The organism is Plantibacter sp. MMLR14_011 (assembly GCF_001865025.1).
GTDB classification, from domain to species: domain Bacteria; phylum Actinomycetota; class Actinomycetes; order Actinomycetales; family Microbacteriaceae; genus Plantibacter; species Plantibacter flavus_A.
In genome coordinates this window covers 375908-395454 of record NZ_MJGW01000008.1, presented here as the reverse complement: position 1 = coordinate 395454, position 19547 = coordinate 375908, and the positions used below count along the sequence as shown (strand labels likewise).

The window sequence follows — 19547 nt, the reverse complement described above, 5'->3', positions numbered from 1 at the left end:
ATGACGACGACCGCCTCAGGCAGTGGGACACCCGACGCGCCGACGTCGCCGAAGGGCATGTCGAGTGCACGGATCTCGCTGGGCAAGGTGCTGCGTCCGGAGTCGAAGAACTACTTCCTCCTCCTGGGTGTCACCCTCTTCCTCGTCGGGCTCGGGCTCGTCATGGTGCTGTCCTCGTCCTCCGTCGAGTCCTACGAGGCCGGCGACGGGTATTTCGGGCTGTTCTGGCGCCAGGCGACGTTCGCGATGATCGGTGTCCCGCTCATGCTGATCGTGAGCCGCTTCCCGGCACGGTTCTGGAAGAAGTGGGCGTGGGTGTTCCTCCTCGTCGCCATGGGCCTGCAACTGCTCGTCTTCACACCGCTCGGCTACGAGATCGGCGGCAACCGCAACTGGATCGAGATCGGCGGCTTCACCGCGCAGCCCTCGGAAGCGGTCAAGCTCGCGCTGGTCGTGTGGCTCGGGCTCGTGCTGACGATCAAGCAGCCGCGTCTCCTTGAATGGAAGCACGCCCTGATCCCGGTCATCCCCTTCGCCGGTCTCTCCATCGGCCTCGTCCTGCTCGGTGGCGACCTCGGTACCGTCGTGATCATGGCCCTCATCGTGTTCTCGGCGCTGTACTTCGCCGGAGTGCGACTGCGCTACATCGCGATCCCGGTGGTCGCCGGGGCCGTGCTGTTCCTCATCATGGCCGTCACGAGCGCCAACCGCATGCAGCGCATCATGGCGTTCTTCGGCGACGGCAAGGGCGACTACGAGAACGCCGACTGGCAGTCGACCCACGGCACGTGGGCCCTGGCGAACGGCGGCCTCTGGGGCGTCGGTCTCGGCAACTCGCGCGCGAAGTACGGATGGCTGCCGGCGATCTCGAACGACTTCATCTTCGCGGCGATCGGCGAGGAGCTGGGCCTCATCGGCGCCGTCCTCGTCCTCGGACTGTTCGTCTTCCTCGCCGTCATGTTCATCCGGGTGATCCGTACCAGCGACGACTCCTTCGTCCGGATCACCACCGGCGCCATCATGGCCTGGATCATCGGCCAGGCACTCGTGAACATCGGCGTCGTCCTCGGAGTCCTCCCCGTGCTCGGCGTGCCGTTACCGCTCCTGTCCTCGGGCGGCACGGCGCTGCTCACCACCCTCGTCGCGATCGGGATCGTCCTGTCGTTCGCCCGGGAGCGGGGGCGCCCCGCGTCCCAGCAGTCCCGTCGGTCACCCGCTCGACGTCCCCAATCCTCCGGAGTCACCCGATGACGACCTTCCTCCTGGCCGGCGGCGGCACCGCCGGCCATGTCAATCCGCTGTTGGCGGTGGCCGACGGCCTCCGCGCCAGAGACCCTGAGGCGACCATCCTCGTGGTCGGTACGGCGGAGGGCCTCGAGGCGCGACTCGTCCCGGAACGCGGCTACGAACTGCTCACGATCCCCAAACTGCCCTTCCCCCGCCGGCCGAACATCGATGCGCTCCGCTTCCCCGGTCGCCTCCGCCGGACGGTCGCAGCCGTGGTCGCGATGATCCGGGAGCACCGGGTGGACGTCGTGATCGGTTTCGGCGGCTACGCGGCCGCACCGGCGTACACGGCGGCCAGGCGCGCCGGTGTTCCGCTGGTCATCCACGAGGCGAACGCCCGTCCGGGCCTCGCGAACCGGCTCGGCGCGAGGTACACGCCTTACGTCGGTGTCGCCTTCCACCACACGCCCATCCGCAACGCACGCTTCGTCGGCATGCCGCTGCGTCGCGAGATCGAGGAGCTGGACCGCGAGGCGCTCCGGCCGGCGGCCCTCGCGGAGTTCGGCCTCATGCCGGACCGACCACTGCTGCTCGTCACCGGCGGTTCGCTCGGTGCGAGACGGATCAACGCGACGATGAGCCAGAGCGCCGAAGACGTCGTCGCGGCAGGTTGGCAGGTGCTCCACATCACGGGTGCGAAGAGCGAGATCTCGGATCCCGGTGTCGACCACTACCACCTCCTCGAGTACTGCTCCCGGATGGAACTCGCCATCGCCGCCGCCGACTTCGCGGTGTCGCGTGCCGGCAGCGCCACGGTCAGCGAGCTGTGCGCGGTCGGGCTCCCGGCCGTCTACGTCCCCTATCCGGTCGGCAACGGTGAGCAGCGCTTCAACGCCGCCGACGTCGTGCGGGCCGGGGGAGCGGTTATGGTAGATGACGCGCAGTTCGTGCCGGTCTGGGTGCGTGAGCACCTCGTCCCGTTGCTGAGCGATCGGCACCGGGTGGACGACCTGGCCGCCCAATCCAAGAGCGTCGGCGTCTCCGACGGCACGGCTCGCGTCATCGCCCTCATCGATGAGGCGCTCCAACCATCGGTGCAGCGCGTGCGCGGCCGGTGATCCAGTCTTCCCAGAAAGCGTGACACCGTGATCAAGCCAGACCCCACCGTCGAGATCCCCGCCGACCTCGGCGTCGTGCACTTCGTCGGCATCGGCGGCAGCGGGATGAGCGGCATCGCCCGGTTGTTCGTGAGCGCCGGATCGCGTGTGACCGGCTCGGACGTGCGCGAGTCGAAGAACATCGACGCACTGCGCGAGCTCGGCATCCCGGTCGCCATCGGGCACGATGCACGGAACGTCGGCGACGCTGACACCCTCGTCGTGACCGGAGCGCTCTGGGCTGACAATCCCGAGTACCTGCTCGCGAAGGAACGGGGTCTCACGATCCTGCATCGATCACAGGCGCTCGCATGGCTGACCTCCGGGACGCGACTCATCTCCGTCGCGGGGGCCCACGGGAAGACGACGTCGACCGGCATGATCATCACGGCGCTCCTGGAGCTCGGTGCCGACCCCAGCTTCGTCAACGGTGGCGTGATCGAGTCCCTCGGGCTGAGCTCGGCCAGAGGCGCCGGAGAGCTGTTCGTCGTCGAGGCGGACGAGTCGGACGGTTCGTTCCTGCTCTACGACACGGCGGTCGCGCTCATCACGAACATCGACCCGGACCACTTGGACCACTACGGCTCGCTCGAAGCGTTCGAGCAGGCGTTCGTGACCTTCGCCCAGCAGGCACGCGAACTCGTCGTCATCTCCTCGGACGACGCCGGTGCGGTCCGGATCACCCCGGCGCTCCGCGAGGCCGCGGACGGCAAGCGTGTGCTGACGTTCGGAGAGGCCGCCGACGCGGACGTCCGACTGCACGACGTCGGCTCCACCGGTCCGGTCTCCTTCCAACTCAGCTACGAGGGCACCAGCTACGCGGCTACCCTCCGCGTGCCCGGGCGCCACAACGCCGTCAACGCGGCCGGCGCCTTCGCGGTCCTCGTCGGTGTCGGATTCGACCCGGCGGACGCGCTCCGAGGCATCACCGCCTTCGGCGGGACGCAGCGCCGATTCGAACTGCACGGTGTCGTCGACGGTGTGAGCGTCTACGACGACTACGCGCACCACCCCACCGAGGTCGCCGCAGCCCTCGCCGCAGCGCGCACCGTGGTCGGCGACGGACGCATCATCGCCGTCCACCAACCGCACCTGTACAGCCGGACCCGACTGTTCGCCCAGGAGTTCGCCGACGCCCTCGAACGGTACGCCGACCACACGGTCGTGCTCGAGGTCTACGGTGCGCGCGAGGACCCCGAGCCCGGCGTGACCGGTGCGACCGTGTCGACCCGGTTCTCCGCCGCGGACCGCGTCGCGTACATCGACGACTGGCAGCGCGCCGCGGACTACACGGCGACGGTCGTGCGACCAGGCGACTTCGTCATCACGCTCGGATGCGGCGACGTCTACCGGATCGTTCCGCAGCTCCTCGAGGCCATCGCCGGTCGCGAGTCCCTCTGATGGGCGTCCGGTGAAGCGCCCGGACGGCTTCGACCCCGCGGCCAGTCCGCGCCCCGAGCGTCAGACACGGCCGGCGGTGTCGGCCCCGGTCGACCGTGGCGGTGTGCCCGCTGAGCCCGGCGGCGAGCAGGAGACGGACGTCATCGAGCTGGACGCCGCGCGGCTCCGGCCGAAGCGGTCGGACGCCGGCGCACCGTCCAAGCCGTCGGGCTCCACGGCGAAGGCGAAGTCGAAGTCGGCGTCAGGCACATCGACGGCGGCGCCGTCCTCGACGGTCGGAGCGAAGCCGGCGGCGACGTCCTCCGCCTCGTCTACGGCGACCATGGAGCGCCCGGACGAACCGGAGGACGAGGCGTTCCTCACCCCGCGTGAGGCCGCCAAGCTGCGACGTCGTCATGAACGCCAGGAGATCCGTCGGTTCACGGCCCGCAAGCGAGGCCGCCACCGTCCCTGGGTGATCACCGCCGCGATCCTCGGCGTGCTGATCGTCGTCTCGCTCGCGGGCGCCTATTCGCCCCTGCTGGCCGTCCGGTCCATCGAGGTCGTCGGTGCGAGCCGGGTGAACCAGGCCGAGATCACCGAGGCGCTCAGCGACCAGCTGGGTCGCCCGCTCGCCCTGGTCGACGCTGGCGCCGTCAAGGCGGTACTCGTCGGGTACCCGCTCATCGCGAGCTACTCCCTCGAATCCCAGCCCCCGAGCACGCTCGTCGTGCGGATCGTCGAACGCGAGCCGGTGGGCGTCCTGCAATCAGGGTCGGTGTACACCCTCGTCGACGCCGCCGGGGTCACCATCGAGCGCAGCGACCAACCGATCGCCGGGTATCCCACGCTCATGGTCACTGGTGGCCCGACCTCCAAAGGCTTCGTCGCCGCGGCCGCAGTGATCCGGGCGTTGCCGACGGATCTGCGCGCCCGAGTGGCGTCCGTTTCGGCGTCGACCGCGGACGACGTCACCCTCACGCTCGTGGACTCGCCCGCCGAAGTCGTGTGGGGGAGTGCGGAGGACTCGGTCCTCAAAGCGCGGATCCTCGCGACCACGATGGCGGCCACCGACCCGTCCCAGGTGAACCAGTACGACGTGTCGTCGCCGTCCGCCGCCATCGTCCGCTGAGGAAGCGCACCGGGATATTCCCGTCGATGTGCCGACACGCCCGGAAGCGTCCCGACACGGTCGGGGCTGGGCCCTAACGTCGTGCTCAGGACAGAAAATGCATACGCAGCATAACTTTAAACCTTAACTAGAGGTTGAGAGTTCTCACGGAGGCCTGAAGTGACTACAAACCAGAACTACCTCGCCGTCATCAAGGTCGTCGGTATCGGCGGCGGCGGTGTCAACGCGGTCAACCGCATGATCGAGCTCGGCCTCCGAGGCGTGGAATTCATCGCCATCAACACGGACGCGCAAGCGCTGCTGATGAGCGATGCCGACGTCAAGCTCGACGTCGGCCGCGAGATCACCCGCGGCCTCGGCGCCGGTGCCGACCCCGAGGTCGGACGCCGCGCGGCGGAGGATCACGCCGAGGAGATCGAAGAGGCGATCGCCGGAGCCGACATGGTGTTCGTCACCGCCGGCGAGGGTGGCGGCACCGGAACCGGTGGCGCACCCGTCGTGGCGCGGATCGCGAAGTCGATCGGTGCGCTGACCATCGGTGTCGTCACGAAGCCCTTCGGCTTCGAGGGTCGTCGCCGTCAGGCCCAGGCCGAGCTCGGCGTCGCCCGCCTGAAGGAGGAGGTCGACACGCTCATCGTCGTGCCGAACGACCGCCTGCTGGAGATCAGCGACCGCGGCATCAGCATGCTCGAGGCGTTCGCGACCGCCGACCAGGTACTCCTCGCCGGTGTCCAGGGCATCACCGACCTCATCACCACCCCCGGCCTCATCAACCTCGACTTCGCCGACGTCAAGTCGGTCATGCAGGGAGCCGGCTCCGCCCTCATGGGTATCGGCTCCTCGCGCGGCGCGGACCGTGCCATCAAGGCGGCTGAACTCGCCGTCGCCTCCCCGCTGCTCGAAGCGAGCATCGAGGGTGCCCACGGTGTCCTGCTGTCCATCCAGGGTGGCTCGAACCTCGGTATCTTCGAGATCAACGACGCCGCCAAGCTCGTCCAGGAGGCCGTGCACCCCGAGGCGAACATCATCTTCGGTGCGGTCGTCGACGACACCCTCGGCGACGAGGTGCGCGTCACGGTCATCGCCGCCGGATTCGACGGTGGCGAGCCCCTCACCAGGACGGCGGCCTCGCCTGCCGACGCGGTCATCTCGGGCGGCGTCATGAGCACCTCGGACGAGGCACCCAGTGCTCCGATCAGCACCTCGGCCAGCGCGGCCTCCGAGTCGTCCGAGCACCGCTCGGCACCTGCTGCGGCGCCGGTCGCCTCCGGCGGTGACTGGGGCTCCAGGCAGAACGCGTCCTCGCCCTTCTCCGGCGCGACGCACCGCCAGCCTGAAGCGGTCGTCGAGACCGCCGTCGTCGACCCCTCGTTCGACGACGAGGGCGAGCTGGACATCCCCGACTTCCTGAAGTAGTGGGCGGCGACTCGATCACCCCGGCCGGATCGGGCTCTTCGGAGCCCGATCCGGCTCTGGTCGATCGCCTCGCGGCGATCCGCGGCCGCGTCGCAGACGCCGCCCGGGCGGCCGGCCGCTCCCACGAGCCGACGCTCATCGTCGTGACGAAGTTCCATCCGGTCGCACTCGTGCAGCAGCTCGCGGCCGCGGGGATCACCGACGTGGGGGAGAACCGACACCCGGAGGCCCGAGACAAGGCCGAGGCGGCCGCCGGACTCGGGTTGCGGTGGCACTTCATCGGCCAGTTGCAGACGAACAAGGCCAAGCAGGTGCGCCGATACGTCGACGCCGTGCACTCGGTGGACCGCCCCGAACTCCTGCGCGCGCTGTCATCACCGGACCGCCTCCTCGAGGTGTTCCTCCAGGTGAACCTGACCGACGACCCGGGTCGCGGCGGTGTGGTCGGCGATGCGGCGCTGGAAGCGCTCGCCACGGAGACGCTCGAAGCCCAAGGCGTCCTCCTGCGAGGTGTGATGGCCGTCGCCCCGCTCGACGAGCCACCGGCCGATGCGTTCGCGCGCGTCGTCGCGGCGTCCGCGCGGGTGCGATCCCTCGCTCCGCAGGCCGACGGTCTGTCGATCGGGATGAGCCACGACTACGTCGAGGCGATCGAAGCGGGCGCGACACACCTACGCATCGGCACGGCAATCACCGGGAATCGTCCGGTGTGACGTTAATCTCGAAGGTGCAAGGACCGCAGATCACGGAGGAAACGATGTCGAACCCACTGAAGAAGACCATGGTGTACCTCGGGCTCGCCGACGATGATCTCGAGTACGAGCAGCAGCACGCTGCCCAGGCCGAGCCCACGCAGCAGGCCGAGCCTCGCCGGGCGGAACGTCCTGAGCGCGCAGAGCGGGTCGAGCGCGTCGAGAAGGCCGCTCCCGTGACCCCGCTGCGCAAGCCGGTCCCGGTCCGTCAGCCGGTCGCCCCGAGCTCCGACCTCAACGAGATCCTCACGGTGCACCCCAAGCAGTACCGCGACGCTCAGATCATCGCCGAGAGCTTCCGCGACGGTGTGCCGGTCATCATCAACCTCTCCCAGATGAGCGACGGCGACGCCCGACGCCTCATCGACTTCGCCAGTGGCCTCTCACAGGGCCTCTACGGGAAGATCGAGCGAGTGACGAGCAAGGTCTTCCTGCTCTCGCCCGAACACGTCGCCGTTTCCGGCGACAACGGGCAGGGGGCACCGGAAGCGACCGAGGCGACCTTCTTCGCTCAGTCATAATCGAGGGGTGGCTTCTCTCATCTCCGTGATCGGCACGATCCTCTATCTCGCGCTGCTCCTGTACTTCTTCGTCCTCTGGGCGCGGTTCATCCTCGACCTGGCTCGGGTGCTCCGCCCGCAGTGGCGACCGTCGGGCGTCGGCCTGGTCCTCGCCGAGCTGAGTTTCACGGTCACCGACCCGCCGATCCGGTTCTTCCGCCGCGTCCTGCCGCGCGTCGCGGTCGGTCCCGTCGCGCTCGACTTCGGTTGGACGCTGACGATGCTGTGTTGCATCATCGCGATGACGCTCGTCCAGCTCCTGTAGCCGCCGACGTCGGTGCACGCGCAGGGTTCACGACGATTGTGCGGCTACGATAGAACGCCCGTCACCTGACGGGAAGCTCCGACGCTGACAACATGTCTCACCCACTGGGTCAGACTTTGCTAGCGTGGGGGCGTTGTACACAGATTTTCGATTCGACAGTGAAGGTGGTTCGCTATGGCGCTCACTCCCGAAGACGTGGTCCAGAAGCGGTTTCAGCAGACCAAGTTCCGCGAAGGCTACGACCAGGACGAGGTGGACGACTTCCTCGACGAGGTCGTCGTCGAACTGCGTCGCCTCATCCAGGAGAAGGACGAGGTCCAGCAGAAGCTGACCGCGGCCGAGGCCAAAGTCGCCGAGTTGCAGAAGGGCGGTTCCTCCGCTCCCGCCGCGCTCGCAAAGGCTGAGCCCGCTCCCGCACCGGCTCCGGTCGTCGCACCCGCAGCGGCTCCTGCCGCCGAGTCGACCGATAACACGGCCGAGAGCTCCAACAACCTCCTGCAGCTGGCGCGCCGCCTGCACGACGAGCACGTCGCAGAGGGCGCTCAGCGTCGCGACGCACTCATCGCCGAAGGTCACGCGACCGCGGCACGTGTCGTCGCCGAGGCCGAGGCCAAGCAGCGCGCACAGATGCAGATCCTCGAGCAGGAGCGCTCCGTGCTGGAGCACAAGATCGACGAGCTGCGCAACTTCGAGCGTGAGTACCGCTCGCAGCTCCGCAGCTACATCGAGGGTCAGCTGAAGGACCTCGACGCCTCGTCGTCGAGCTCCGCTCCCGATGCGAAGTCCGGCGTCACCGCCGACAGCGCAGCGGTCTAGCGCAGACACCCGGTTGTCTCCCGCATCACCGTCGAAGGCCAGCGCCAGGACTCTTGCAGTCCTGGCGCTGGTTGCCGTCGTGGCCTATTCGGCCGATCAGTTCACGAAGTTCCTCGTCACCACCAACCTGACGGTCGGTGAGTCCGTCCCCGTCTTCGGGCAGGCGCTGGTCCTGTACTTCGTCAAGAATTCGGGTGCCGCTTTCTCGCTGGGGGCCGGCTACACCTGGATCTTCTCGATCCTCGCCGCGGTCGTCGTCGTCGTCATCGTCTGGTTCGCGCGCCGCATCCGTTCGCGAGCGTGGGCGATCGTCTTCGGTCTGCTCCTCGGCGGCGTGCTCGGCAATCTGACCGACCGCCTCTTCCGAGAGCCGTCCTTCGGCCTCGGCCACGTCGTCGACTTCATCTCGACGCCCTGGATGCTCCCCGCGATCTACAACGTGGCCGACATCTGCATCGTGGTCAGCATGGCGCTGTTCATCCTCCTGACGCTCTTCGGTGTCAACCTCGACGGCACGCGCACGACGCGAGCGAGTGAACGGGCCGCCCAGGAGGCGGAGGACCGCGAGGCCGAAGCCGACGCGGCCACCCTCGATCCCGCGGAGCCTGGTGACGCGAACCCGGACGCAGGTCGCCCGTGAACGAGTCCCGCAGCCTGTACGTCCCCGACGGACTCGACGGCGAGCGCGTCGACGCCGGACTCGCCAAGCTCCTGGGCTTCTCGCGCAGCTACGCGGCCGAGGTGGCCTTGGCCGGCGGAGTCGCCATGAACGGGAAGTCGGTCGACAAGTCCGATCGCCTGCTCGGCGGCGCCTGGCTCGAGATCGAATGGACGCCTCGACGGGAGGCCGTGATCGTCCCGATCGCCGTCCCCGACCTCGGCATCGTCCACGACGACGACGAGATCGTCGTCGTCGACAAGCCTGCGGGCGTCGCGGCGCATCCTTCGGTCGGTTGGGAGGGACCGACGGTGCTCGGTGCCCTCGCGGCGGCGGGCTTCCGCATCTCGACCTCGGGAGCCGCCGAGCGCGCAGGCATCGTCCATCGGCTGGACGCCGGGACGAGCGGCCTCATGGTCGTCGCGAAGACCGAGCGGGCCTACACCTGGCTCAAGCGGGCCTTCCACGACCGCGAGGTCGAGAAGATCTACCGCGCTGTGGTGCAGGGGCACCCCGATCCACTCGCGGGCACCATCGACGGACCGATCGGCCGCCATCCGCGTCACGACTGGCGGTTCGCCGTGACAGCCGACGGCAAGCCGTCGATCACCCACTACGAGACGCTCGAGGCGTTCCCGTACGCCTCGCTGCTCGAAGTGCACCTGGAGACCGGCCGCACCCACCAGATCCGCGTGCACATGGCGGCCCAGCGGCACCCCTGCGTCGGCGACACGATGTACGGAGCCGACGCTGCGCTCTCAGCTCGGCTGGGGCTCACCCGCCAGTGGCTCCACGCCACGAAGCTCGGGTTCGCCCACCCGGCCACGGGGGAGTTCGTGCGGTTCGAGGCTGCCTATCCGGCGGACCTCCAGCACGCCCTGTCCGTGCTCGAACTCGACTGAGCCGACGCCCAGCCCTCCCGTCGCCATGCGTGACGACGTCGCAGGAGTCGACCGTCAGCGGTGACGGTTAGGCTGGATCACAGACCACCTCGGCGTCCGCGCCGAACCCCACAGCACGATCCCCGGAGGCGCCGTCCGTGCCCACGTCCACCGATTCGTTCGTCCATCTGCACGTCCACAGCGAGTATTCGATGCTCGACGGAGCAGCCCGCGTGAAGCCGCTCATCCAGGCCGCGGTCGAGCAGGGCATGCCCGCCGTCGCCGTGACCGACCACGGCAACATGTTCGGCGCATTCGACTTCTGGCGCACGGCGACCGATGCCGGGATCAAGCCGATCATCGGGACCGAGGCGTACATCACCCCGGGGACCGCGCGCGGCGACCGGACGCGGATCAAGTGGGGCGACGGCGGGGGAGACGACGTCTCCGGCGCCGGCGCCTACACGCACATGACCTTGCTCTCGGAGACGACCGAGGGGATGCACAACCTCTTCCGGCTCTCGTCGAAGGCGTCGATCGAGGGGTACTACTTCAAGCCGCGCATGGACCGGGAGATCCTGAGCCAGTACAGCGCCGGTCTCATCGCGACGACCGGCTGCCCGAGCGGCGAGGTGCAGACGAGACTCCGTCTCGGCCAGTACGACGAAGCGGTCAAGGCCGCTGCGGACTTCCGCGACATCTTCGGCGCGGAGAACTACTTCTGCGAGATCATGGACCACGGGCTCGGGATCGAGCGCCGGATCATGGCCGATCTCATCAGGCTGTCGAAAGACCTCGGTCTCCCGCTCCTCGCGACGAACGACCTCCACTACACGCACGCCGCGGACGCCAAAGCGCACGCCGCCCTCCTCTGCGTGCAGTCCGGTTCCACGCTCAACGACCCGAACCGCTTCAAGTTCGACGCCGACGAGTTCTACCTGAAGTCCGCGGACGAGATGCGCCGGCTGTTCCGCGAGTACCCCGAGGCGTGCGACAACACCCTCGCGATCGCCGAGCGGTGCGACGTCGCCTTCGACACCTCGGCCAACTACATGCCGCGGTTCCCCGTGCCGGAGGGCGAGAACGAGGAGAGCTGGTTCATCAAGGAGGTCGAGACCGGGCTGAACCTGCGGTACCCGAATGGGATCCCCGCCGACGTCCGGGAACGGGCGAACTACGAGACGCGTGTCATCGTGCAGATGGGTTTCCCCGGGTACTTCCTCGTCGTCGCCGACTTCATCCAGTGGTCGAAGCGCAACGGCATCCGCGTCGGGCCCGGTCGTGGTTCCGGTGCGGGGTCCATGGCGGCGTACGCGATGCAGATCACCGACCTCGACCCACTCCGCCACGGGCTCATCTTCGAGCGGTTCCTCAACCCCGACCGCGTGTCGATGCCCGACTTCGACGTCGACTTCGACGACCGCCGACGCGGCGAGGTCATCAAGTACGTCACCGAGAAGTACGGCGACGAGCGCGTCGCGCAGATCGTCACGTACGGCACCATCAAGGCCAAGCAGGCGCTCAAGGACTCGTCGCGCGTCCTCGGCTTCCCGTTCGGCATGGGCGACAAGCTGACGAAGGCCATGCCGCCGGCGGTCATGGGCAAGGACATCCCGCTCGAGGGCATCCTCGACACCAAGCACCCGCGGTACAAGGAGGCGGTCGACCTCCGTGGCATCCTCGACACCGACCCGGAGGCCCGGACCGTCTTCGAGACCGCGCTCGGCATCGAGAACCTGAAGCGTCAGTGGGGCGTGCACGCGGCCGGCGTGATCATGTCGAGCGACCCGCTCATCGACATCATCCCGATCATGAAGCGCGAGCAGGACGGCCAGATCGTCACGCAGTTCGACTACCCGGCGTGCGAGTCCCTCGGATTGATCAAGATGGACTTCCTCGGGTTGCGCAACCTGACGATCATCAACGACGCCCTCGACAACATCAAGAGCAACCGCGATCTCGACCTCGTCCTCGAGGATCTCGAGCTCGACGACCGCGGCGCCTACGAACTCCTGTCCCGAGGCGACACCCTCGGGGTGTTCCAACTCGACGGCGGACCGATGCGCGCGCTGCTGCGCCTCATGAAGCCCGACAACTTCGAGGACATCTCGGCGCTGATCGCCCTGTACCGGCCCGGGCCGATGGGCGCGAACTCGCACACGAACTACGCGCTGCGGAAGAACGGCCTGCAGGAGATCACCCCGATCCATCCGCAGCTCGAGGAACCGCTCTCCGAGATCCTGTCGACGAGCTACGGCCTCATCATCTATCAGGAGCAGGTGATGGCGATCGCGCAGAAGGTCGCCGGCTTCTCCCTCGGACAGGCCGACATCCTCCGTCGTGCGATGGGCAAGAAGAAGAAGTCCGAACTGGACAAGCAGTTCGAGGGCTTCTCCGGCGGCATGGTCGCGAACGGCTTCTCGATGGAGGCCGTCAACAAGCTGTGGGAGATCCTCCTCCCGTTCTCGGACTACGCCTTCAACAAAGCGCACTCCGCCGCCTACGGGGTCATCTCCTACTGGACGGCGTACCTCAAGGCGCACTACCCGGCCGAGTACATGGCCGGTCTGCTGACGAGTGTCGGCGACTCCAAGGACAAGATGGCGCTCTACCTCAACGAGTGCCGCCGCATGGGGATCCAGGTCCTGCCGCCCGACGTCAACGAGTCCATCGGGTTCTTCGCCGCAGTCGGGGAGGACATCCGGTTCGGCCTGGGTGCCGTGCGCAACGTCGGTTCGAACGTCGTGGAGCTCATCCGGCAGGCACGCGAGCGCGAGGGGCGGTTCACCTCCTTCCACGACTTCCTCCGCAAGGTGCCGCTGCCGGTGGCGAACAAGCGGACCATCGAGTCGCTCATCAAAGCCGGCGCGTTCGACTCCATGGGCGACAGCAGACGTGCGCTCTACGAGATCCACGAGGACGCCGTCGACTCGGTCGTGAAGGACAAGCGTGCCGAGGCGTCCGGGAGCATCGGCTTCGACTTCGACAGCCTGTTCGCCGAGGTCGGCGAGGTGCCGCTCGCGAGCGTCCCCGCGCGTCCCGACTGGAGCAAGCGCGACAAGCTCAACTTCGAGCGGGAGATGCTGGGGCTGTACGTCTCGGACCACCCGCTGGCCGGACTCGAGATAGAGTTGGCGAAGCACGCCACGACGACCATCACCGACCTCATGACCTCCGAGGGCATGGACGGCGAGACCGTCGTGATCTCGGGGCTCGTCACGAGTGTCCAGCATCGGATCGCCAAGGCCTCCGGCAACCAGTACGGCATGATCCAGGTCGAGGACTTCGGCGGCGAGATGACCGCCATGTTCATGGGCAAGGCGTATCAGGAGTTCGCCTCCGAACTCGTCGGCGACTCGATCGTGGTGGTCCGCGGACGGGTCAGTGTCCGAGACGACGGGATGAACCTCCACGCGTACAGCATCTTCTCGCCCGAACTGCCAGAGGCCGGTGCCGACCGCATGCTCCAGCTGTCGATGGCGGACGCCCGGGCGACGACCGAGACGGTGACCACGCTCAGCGACGTCCTGACGCGGCACGCCGGGTCGACCGAGGTCCGGTTGAAGCTCATCCGAGGCGAGATCGCGCGGGTGTTCGAGCTGCCCCATCGCGTCAGTCTCTCGTCCGGACTCTTCGGCGAGCTGAAGTCCCTGCTCGGCCCGAACTGTCTCGGCTGACCCCGCTGGGGCGCTGGCGGCAGCCGGGACGGACCGCTGCGGACGATAGGCTGTGACGGCCATGATCACCACCATTGACCTCAGGGGAGTGCGGCCGAGCCGCACCGAGCTCCTGGACATGCTGCCCCGTCCCGTCGTCGACATCACCGCGGCAGCGCATGCCGCTCAGACGCTGATCGACGACGTCCGAGCGGACGGTTCCGAGGCCCTCTCGGCGCAGGCGGACCGGTTCGACGGGGGACGCCCTGAGCGGATCCGCGTCCCACAGGCCGAGATCGACGCCGCCGTCACGGCACTCGAGCCGGCCGTGCGCGCCGCGCTCGTGGAGGCCATCGACCGGGTCCGGACCGCCACGAGAGCGCAGGTCCCGCCGGAGCGTACGACCGAACTCGGCGACGGCGCGACCGTCGTGCAGCGCTGGGCCCCGGTCGGTCGCGTCGGCCTCTACGTCCCGGGCGGGAAGGCCGTCTACCCCTCGAGTGTGGTCATGAACGTCGTGCCGGCCCAGGAGGCCGGCGTCGGTTCCGTGGCGCTCGCTTCGCCCCCGCAGCGCGAGTTCGGCGGGCGCGTCCACCCGACGATCCTCGGCGCCGCCGGGCTGCTCGGGGTGACCGAGGTCTACGCCATGGGTGGTGCCGGAGCGATCGGTGCGTTCGCCTACGGAGTACCCGACCTCGCCCTCGATCCTGTCGACGTCGTGACCGGCCCGGGCAACATCTTCGTGGCGGCCGCCAAGCGCCTCGTGAAGGGGCAGGTGGGGATCGATGCCGAGGCCGGGACCACCGAGATCCTGGTCATCGCGGACGCCGGCGCCGATGCCCGGCTCGTCGCGGCCGACCTCGTGAGCCAGGCGGAACACGACGAGGCGGCGGCATCGCTGCTCGTCACCGACAGCGCGACGCTCGCGACCGCGGTGGAGGAGTGGCTGCAGCGGTACGCCGCAGGCACGCGTCACGGATCGCGCGTCGTCGAGGCCCTGGGCGGACCGCAGTCGGCGATCGTGCTCGTCGACGACCTGGAGGCGGCCGTGGCGTTCAGCAACGCGTACGGGCCGGAGCACCTCGAGGTGCAGACGCGCGACCCGGAGTCGCTTCTCGGCGCCATCACGAACGCCGGCGCGATCTTCCTCGGTGATCACACCCCGGTGAGCCTCGGAGACTATCTGGCCGGGTCGAACCACGTCCTCCCCACGGGCGGCCAGGCGCGGTTCTCCTCGGGCCTCGGAGCCTTCACCTTCCTCCGGCCGCAGCAGGTCGTCCGGTACGACGAACCGGCGCTCCGCCAGGTCTCGGCCCACATCGTGGCCCTCTCGGGCTCGGAGGACCTGCCGGCGCACGGCGAGGCGGTGACGGCCCGCTTCGGGCTCGTTGACGCCGAAATCCGTGCGGCCGACGACACCACCGCCCCCACCGCCCCCGAGGGAGCCCGCTGATGTACTGCCCGTTCTGCCGCCACCCGGACTCCCGGGTGATCGACTCCCGCACCAGCGACGACGGACTCGCCATCCGCCGACGTCGGCAGTGCCCCGAGTGCGGGAGGCGCTTCAGCACCATGGAGACCTCGAGTCTCGGCGTGATCAAACGTTCCGGCGTGGTTGAGCCCTTCAGCCGGGAGAAGGTCGTGAGCGGTGTCCGCAAGGCCTGCCAAGGCCGCCCGGTGACGGACTCGGACCTCGCCGTCCTGGCTCAGCGGGTGGAGGAGTCCATCCGCGCCACCGGCGCGTCGCAGATCGACGCGAACGACATCGGTCTGGCGATCCTCGCACCGTTGCGGGAGCTGGACGAGGTCGCATACCTCCGCTTCGCCAGTGTCTACCAGGCCTTCGAATCGCTCGACGACTTCGAGTCCGCGATCGCGCTGCTGCGCGTCGAGCACGCTTCCGGTGCCGCCCCCGTGCCGTCCGAGGAGCTCTGAGCCGTGTACCGCTTCCTGTTCTCGCACGTGCTGTCCAAGCTCGATCCCGAACGCGCACACCACCTGGCCTTCGACGTCATCCGAGCGCTTCCCGCGACCGGCCTCGGCCCCGCCATCAGGCGCTGGACGCTGCCGCGACTCGACCAGTCGGTGGAGACGCTGGGGCTGCGGTTCGAGACCCCGTTCGGTGTCGCCGCCGGCTTCGACAAGGACGGCAAGGGGGTCCTCGGTCTCGGACTGCTCGGGTTCGGCCATGTCGAGGTGGGCACGATCACGGCGATCCCGCAGCCAGGTAATCCCAAGCCCCGACTGTTCCGACTCATCGCCGATCGGGCGGTCGTCAACCGCATGGGCTTCAACAACGGGGGAGCCGACCAGGCCAGGCGTCGGCTCGAACGGACCGCGCGGGTGAGCCGCCGACCCGTCCTTGGCGTGAACATCGGCAAGAGCCGTGTCGTGGACGTCGCCGACGCCACGGCCGACTACGTCCGGAGCGCGACGCTCCTCGCGCCCGTGGCCGACTACCTCGTGGTCAACGTCAGCTCACCGAACACCCCTGGGCTCCGCGGCCTCCAGGAGCTCGACCAGCTCGCGCCGCTGCTCGAGGCCGTCCGCGCCGCCGCCGGTTCGACGCCGTTGCTCGTCAAGATCGCGCCCGACCTCAGCGATGCGGAGGTCGACCGCATCGCAGAGCTGGTCGTGGAACTCGGCCTGGACGGCGTCATCGCGACGAACACGACCATCTCGCGCGACGGACTGACCACCGATCCCGCCATCGTCGAGGCGGCCGGGGCCGGCGGACTGTCCGGAGCACCGCTGGCCGCCCGCTCGCTCGTCGTCCTGCGGCGCATCCGGGCCATCGTGCCCCCGGAGATGTGCGTCATCTCGGTCGGAGGCGTCGACACCGCCGAAGACGTCCAGGAGCGTCTGGCCGCGGGAGCCACGCTGGTGCAGGGGTACACGGCGTTCCTGTACCGCGGGCCGCTCTGGGCGAGGCACATCAACCGCGGACTCGACCGACTGGCTCGAACCGGCCGCTGAGCGGTACCACGCGCTGTCGACGACGAACGCCCGCCGGTCTGGGACCGGCGGGCGTTCGGTTTCGTGGGACTACTTGTTGGGGAACTGGCCGCGCTTGACCTGCGGCTTGGGCAGGCGGAGCGGGCGCAGCTGCAGCGCGCGCATGGCGGCGTACCAGCGCACGCCCCGCTCGTCCTGCCCGAACTTCGCCCGCAGCGCCTTCCGGACGCGGAAGCCGAGGAAGAAGCAGTCGGCGATCGCGATGATGAAGAACACCCAGAGGGTGAGCATGCCGTAGACCTGGATCTCGGGCACCGGCATGAAGGTGAGGATGATCACGAGGAACATCACCGGGATCATGAACTCACCGATGTTGAACCGGGCGTCGACGTAGTCGCGGACGAACTTCTTCTGCGGGCCGCGCTCGCGTGCCGGGAGGAACTTGTCGTCGCCGGCGGCCATGCCGGCCTGCGCCCGCCTCCGTGCCTCGGCCTGCTGCGCCTTCGCCGCCTTCGAGGCCTCCTTGCGGTCGGAGGGGACGAGTGGACGCTTGTTCTGCGCCTCGCGTTCCGCCCGGGACGGGGTCGGTCGACCCTTCGCCTCCTTGGCGCCGCGGGCGAGGCGCTCAGCCGTCTGCGCTGCGGTCTCGACGATCGGCTCTGATGCCGGGGTGCTCTGCTGTTTGGCCACGATGGAACGTCCTTGATTCGGGGATTCCCTTAAGATTACTCGCATGACGACAGGTACCACGACGGAATCGACCCAAGACCCACGCAACGACCAGGAAGTCCTCGATCGGCTGCGCGAATCCGTCGCCGGTGCGTTGCCGTCGTCGATCGCCGATCTGTCGGCGCTCGTCCGCATACCCTCGGTGTCGTGGTCGGCGTTCGACGCGGCCGAGGTGGCGCGGAGTGCCGAGGCGGTCGCGGAGCTCGCACGCGGTCTCGGTGTCTTCGACGAGGTCTCGGTGCGGCGGTCCGCCATCGACGGCGGAGCGGAGCTCGGGCAGCCCGCCGTGCTGGCCCGACGAGAACCGCGGAACGGCCGACCGACCGTGCTGCTCTACGCGCACCACGACGTCCAGCCCCCTGGAAGCGACGACAAGTGGGACTCGCCGCCGTTCGAGCCGACCGTCCGCGACGGCCGCATCTACGGACGGGGCGCGGCTGACGACAAGGCCGGCGTCATGTCCCACATCGCCGCGATCCGAGCCGTCACCGAGGTCCTCGGTTCCGACCTCGACCTCGGTATCGTGCTGTTCATCGAGGGCGAGGAGGAGTTCGGCTCGCGGTCCTTCGGTTCCTTCCTGGAGGAGCACCGCGACACCCTCGCTGCGGACGTGATCGTCGTCGCCGACAGCGACAACTGGGACGAGCGGACGCCGGCGCTGACGATCGGTCTGCGCGGCAACGTCACGTTCCGGCTGCGCGTGAAGACCCTCGACCACGCCTCCCACTCCGGGATGCTCGGGGGAGCGGTGCCGGACGCGATGCTGGCCGCGGTCACCCTGCTCGCGACACTGTGGGACGCGGACGGTTCAGTGGCGGTCGCCGGACTCACCTCGCACGACGCCGTCACCCCGGAGTTCGACGAGGCGCAGCTCCGCGCCGAGTCAGGTCTGTCCGAGGGGGTCACGCCGATCGGACGCGGCTCGATCCTCAGCCGGATCTGGTCGCAGCCCGCGATCACCGTCACGGGCATCGACGCACCGTCGGTGGCCAACGCCTCGAACACGCTCATCCCGGAAGTGTCGGTTCGCATCAGTGCGCGGATCGCCCCCGGGCAGGATCCGGCCGAGGCCTACCGTGCACTCGAGGCCCACCTCCTCGCCAACAGCCCGTTCGGCGCGCAGCTGACGATCGACGAGGTCGACCAGGGGAGCCCGTTCCTCGTGGACACGAGCGGTTGGGCCGTCGCCGAGGCGAAGCGCGCCATGGCCGACGCCTGGGAGGTCGAGCCCGTGGAGACGGGCGTCGGCGGATCGATCCCGTTCATCGCCGACCTCGTCCGAGTCTTCCCGGACGCCCAGATCCTCGTCACCGGTGTCGAGGACCCGCACTCGCGCGCCCACAGCCCGAACGAGTCGCTGCACCTCGGCGTCTTCCAGAAGGCGATCCTCACGGAGGCGGTGCTCCTCGCTCGCCTGGCGGCCGCACCCCGTCCGTCCTCGGACGCGTAGACGCGACGGACGCGCCGCCGCACTTCCAGGGGTGCGTCCGTCGCGGCAGGCGGTAGAATCTCACACAGGCGTCGACCCGGCGCCGCCAGACCTCGCGAGGAGCATCATGAGCGACACCATCCTGACCGAGACCAAGATCGACGCGGCTCACGGCGTCGGCCTGTCCGACACGGCGGCGCAGAAGGTCAAGAGCCTCCTCGAGCAGGAGGGTCGCGACGACCTCCGTCTCCGCGTGGCCGTGCAGCCGGGAGGATGCTCGGGCCTCATCTACCAGCTGTACTTCGACGAGCGCATGCTCGACGGCGACGCCACGGTCGACTTCGACGGCGTCGAGGTCATCGTCGACAAGATGAGCGTCCCCTACCTCGACGGCGCCAAGATCGACTTCGAGGACACCATCCAGAAGCAGGGGTTCACCATCGACAACCCCAACGCCGAGGGCAGCTGCGCCTGCGGCGACAGCTTCCACTGAGCCAGATTCTTCCTGAAGGGGAAATTGCCCGGTCCCGGGTG

The 19547-nt window shown here is 68.7% G+C and carries 18 protein-coding genes; 17 read left to right on the top strand and 1 reads right to left on the bottom strand.

The window, feature by feature from the left end; all coding sequences use genetic code 11:
- The 15 genes from ftsW (at position 1) to BIU99_RS06205 (ending at position 16876) form a co-directional block, all read left to right on the top strand.
- The gene (ftsW, locus tag BIU99_RS06275) at positions 1-1251 is read left to right on the top strand and encodes a putative lipid II flippase FtsW (protein WP_254773582.1); all 1251 of its coding nucleotides are present in this window, start codon (positions 1-3) and stop codon (positions 1249-1251) included.
- A complete protein-coding gene (locus BIU99_RS06270) occupies positions 1248-2345 on the top strand; it encodes a glycosyltransferase (protein ID WP_071260280.1) in 1098 nt (365 codons plus the stop codon). Before ftsW ends, BIU99_RS06270 begins: the two co-directional genes overlap by 4 nt.
- 27 nt (positions 2346-2372) lie before the next feature.
- On the top strand, positions 2373-3785 hold the full coding sequence (gene murC, locus BIU99_RS06265; RefSeq protein ID WP_071260278.1) for a UDP-N-acetylmuramate--L-alanine ligase: 1413 nt from the start codon (positions 2373-2375) through the stop codon (positions 3783-3785).
- A 103-nt stretch (positions 3786-3888) separates the two neighbouring features.
- A complete protein-coding gene (locus tag BIU99_RS06260; protein ID WP_254773581.1) occupies positions 3889-4896 on the top strand; it encodes an FtsQ-type POTRA domain-containing protein in 1008 nt (335 codons plus the stop codon).
- A gap of 159 nt (positions 4897-5055) precedes the next feature.
- Entirely contained in the window at positions 5056-6312 is a 1257-nt protein-coding gene (gene ftsZ / locus BIU99_RS06255; RefSeq protein WP_064296993.1) for a cell division protein FtsZ, read from the top strand.
- The gene (locus tag BIU99_RS06250) at positions 6312-7025 is read left to right on the top strand and encodes a YggS family pyridoxal phosphate-dependent enzyme (RefSeq protein ID WP_231884433.1); all 714 of its coding nucleotides are present in this window, start codon (positions 6312-6314) and stop codon (positions 7023-7025) included. The genes ftsZ and BIU99_RS06250 overlap by 1 nt, the downstream gene beginning before the upstream one ends.
- 44 nt (positions 7026-7069) lie before the next feature.
- A complete protein-coding gene (locus BIU99_RS06245; RefSeq protein WP_064296992.1) occupies positions 7070-7585 on the top strand; it encodes a cell division protein SepF in 516 nt (171 codons plus the stop codon).
- Between the two features lie 7 nt (positions 7586-7592).
- Positions 7593-7889, top strand: coding sequence for a YggT family protein (locus BIU99_RS06240; RefSeq protein WP_064296991.1), 297 nt, complete (start codon positions 7593-7595; stop codon positions 7887-7889).
- A 174-nt stretch (positions 7890-8063) separates the two neighbouring features.
- Positions 8064-8705, top strand: coding sequence for a DivIVA domain-containing protein (locus BIU99_RS06235; RefSeq protein ID WP_064296990.1), 642 nt, complete (start codon positions 8064-8066; stop codon positions 8703-8705).
- Positions 8665-9345 (top strand): signal peptidase II, encoded by a 681-nt coding sequence (gene lspA / locus BIU99_RS06230; protein WP_079002561.1) that lies wholly within the window; start codon positions 8665-8667, stop codon positions 9343-9345. Before BIU99_RS06235 ends, lspA begins: the two co-directional genes overlap by 41 nt.
- Positions 9342-10265 (top strand): RluA family pseudouridine synthase, encoded by a 924-nt coding sequence (locus tag BIU99_RS06225; RefSeq protein WP_071260274.1) that lies wholly within the window; start codon positions 9342-9344, stop codon positions 10263-10265. The genes lspA and BIU99_RS06225 overlap by 4 nt, the downstream gene beginning before the upstream one ends.
- Before the next feature lie 191 nt (positions 10266-10456).
- A complete protein-coding gene (gene dnaE, locus BIU99_RS06220; protein ID WP_064297037.1) occupies positions 10457-13921 on the top strand; it encodes a DNA polymerase III subunit alpha in 3465 nt (1154 codons plus the stop codon).
- A 61-nt stretch (positions 13922-13982) separates the two neighbouring features.
- On the top strand, positions 13983-15353 hold the full coding sequence (hisD, locus tag BIU99_RS06215; RefSeq protein WP_071260388.1) for a histidinol dehydrogenase: 1371 nt from the start codon (positions 13983-13985) through the stop codon (positions 15351-15353).
- A complete protein-coding gene (gene nrdR / locus BIU99_RS06210; RefSeq protein ID WP_064296987.1) occupies positions 15353-15835 on the top strand; it encodes a transcriptional regulator NrdR in 483 nt (160 codons plus the stop codon). Before hisD ends, nrdR begins: the two co-directional genes overlap by 1 nt.
- 3 nt (positions 15836-15838) lie before the next feature.
- A complete protein-coding gene (locus BIU99_RS06205; protein ID WP_071260272.1) occupies positions 15839-16876 on the top strand; it encodes a quinone-dependent dihydroorotate dehydrogenase in 1038 nt (345 codons plus the stop codon).
- Positions 16877-16945: 69 nt separating this feature from the next.
- Here the strand turns inward: BIU99_RS06205 and BIU99_RS06200 are convergent, their stop codons facing one another.
- A complete protein-coding gene (locus BIU99_RS06200; protein WP_064296985.1) occupies positions 16946-17545 on the bottom strand; it encodes a DUF3043 domain-containing protein in 600 nt (199 codons plus the stop codon).
- A 43-nt stretch (positions 17546-17588) separates the two neighbouring features.
- Here BIU99_RS06200 and BIU99_RS06195 point away from each other — a divergent pair, with 43 nt between their 5' ends.
- Together BIU99_RS06195 and erpA are read left to right on the top strand one after the other, a co-directional pair.
- Positions 17589-19034: a dipeptidase gene (locus BIU99_RS06195; RefSeq protein WP_071260269.1), complete on the top strand. Its 1446-nt coding sequence runs from the start codon at positions 17589-17591 to the stop codon at positions 19032-19034.
- Between the two features lie 106 nt (positions 19035-19140).
- Complete coding sequence (gene erpA, locus BIU99_RS06190) at positions 19141-19506, top strand: iron-sulfur cluster insertion protein ErpA (protein ID WP_064296983.1); 366 nt, start codon at positions 19141-19143, stop codon at positions 19504-19506.
- The last annotated feature ends 41 nt before the right edge of the window (positions 19507-19547 follow it).

What these genes read in the sequence shown, in the direction of transcription:
- ftsW (WP_254773582.1), top strand. Translation starts at nt 1, where the DNA reads ATGACGACGACCGCCTCAGGCAGTGGGACACCCGACGCGCCGACGTCG.
- BIU99_RS06270 (WP_071260280.1), top strand. Translation starts at nt 1,248, where the DNA reads ATGACGACCTTCCTCCTGGCCGGCGGCGGCACCGCCGGCCATGTCAAT.
- BIU99_RS06245 (WP_064296992.1), top strand. Translation starts at nt 7,070, where the DNA reads ATGTCGAACCCACTGAAGAAGACCATGGTGTACCTCGGGCTCGCCGAC.
- BIU99_RS06235 (WP_064296990.1), top strand. Translation starts at nt 8,064, where the DNA reads ATGGCGCTCACTCCCGAAGACGTGGTCCAGAAGCGGTTTCAGCAGACC.
- lspA (WP_079002561.1), top strand. Translation starts at nt 8,665, where the DNA reads ATGCGAAGTCCGGCGTCACCGCCGACAGCGCAGCGGTCTAGCGCAGAC.
- dnaE (WP_064297037.1), top strand. Translation starts at nt 10,457, where the DNA reads ATGCTCGACGGAGCAGCCCGCGTGAAGCCGCTCATCCAGGCCGCGGTC.
- hisD (WP_071260388.1), top strand. Translation starts at nt 13,983, where the DNA reads ATGATCACCACCATTGACCTCAGGGGAGTGCGGCCGAGCCGCACCGAG.
- nrdR (WP_064296987.1), top strand. Translation starts at nt 15,353, where the DNA reads ATGTACTGCCCGTTCTGCCGCCACCCGGACTCCCGGGTGATCGACTCC.
- BIU99_RS06195 (WP_071260269.1), top strand. Translation starts at nt 17,589, where the DNA reads ATGACGACAGGTACCACGACGGAATCGACCCAAGACCCACGCAACGAC.
- erpA (WP_064296983.1), top strand. Translation starts at nt 19,141, where the DNA reads ATGAGCGACACCATCCTGACCGAGACCAAGATCGACGCGGCTCACGGC.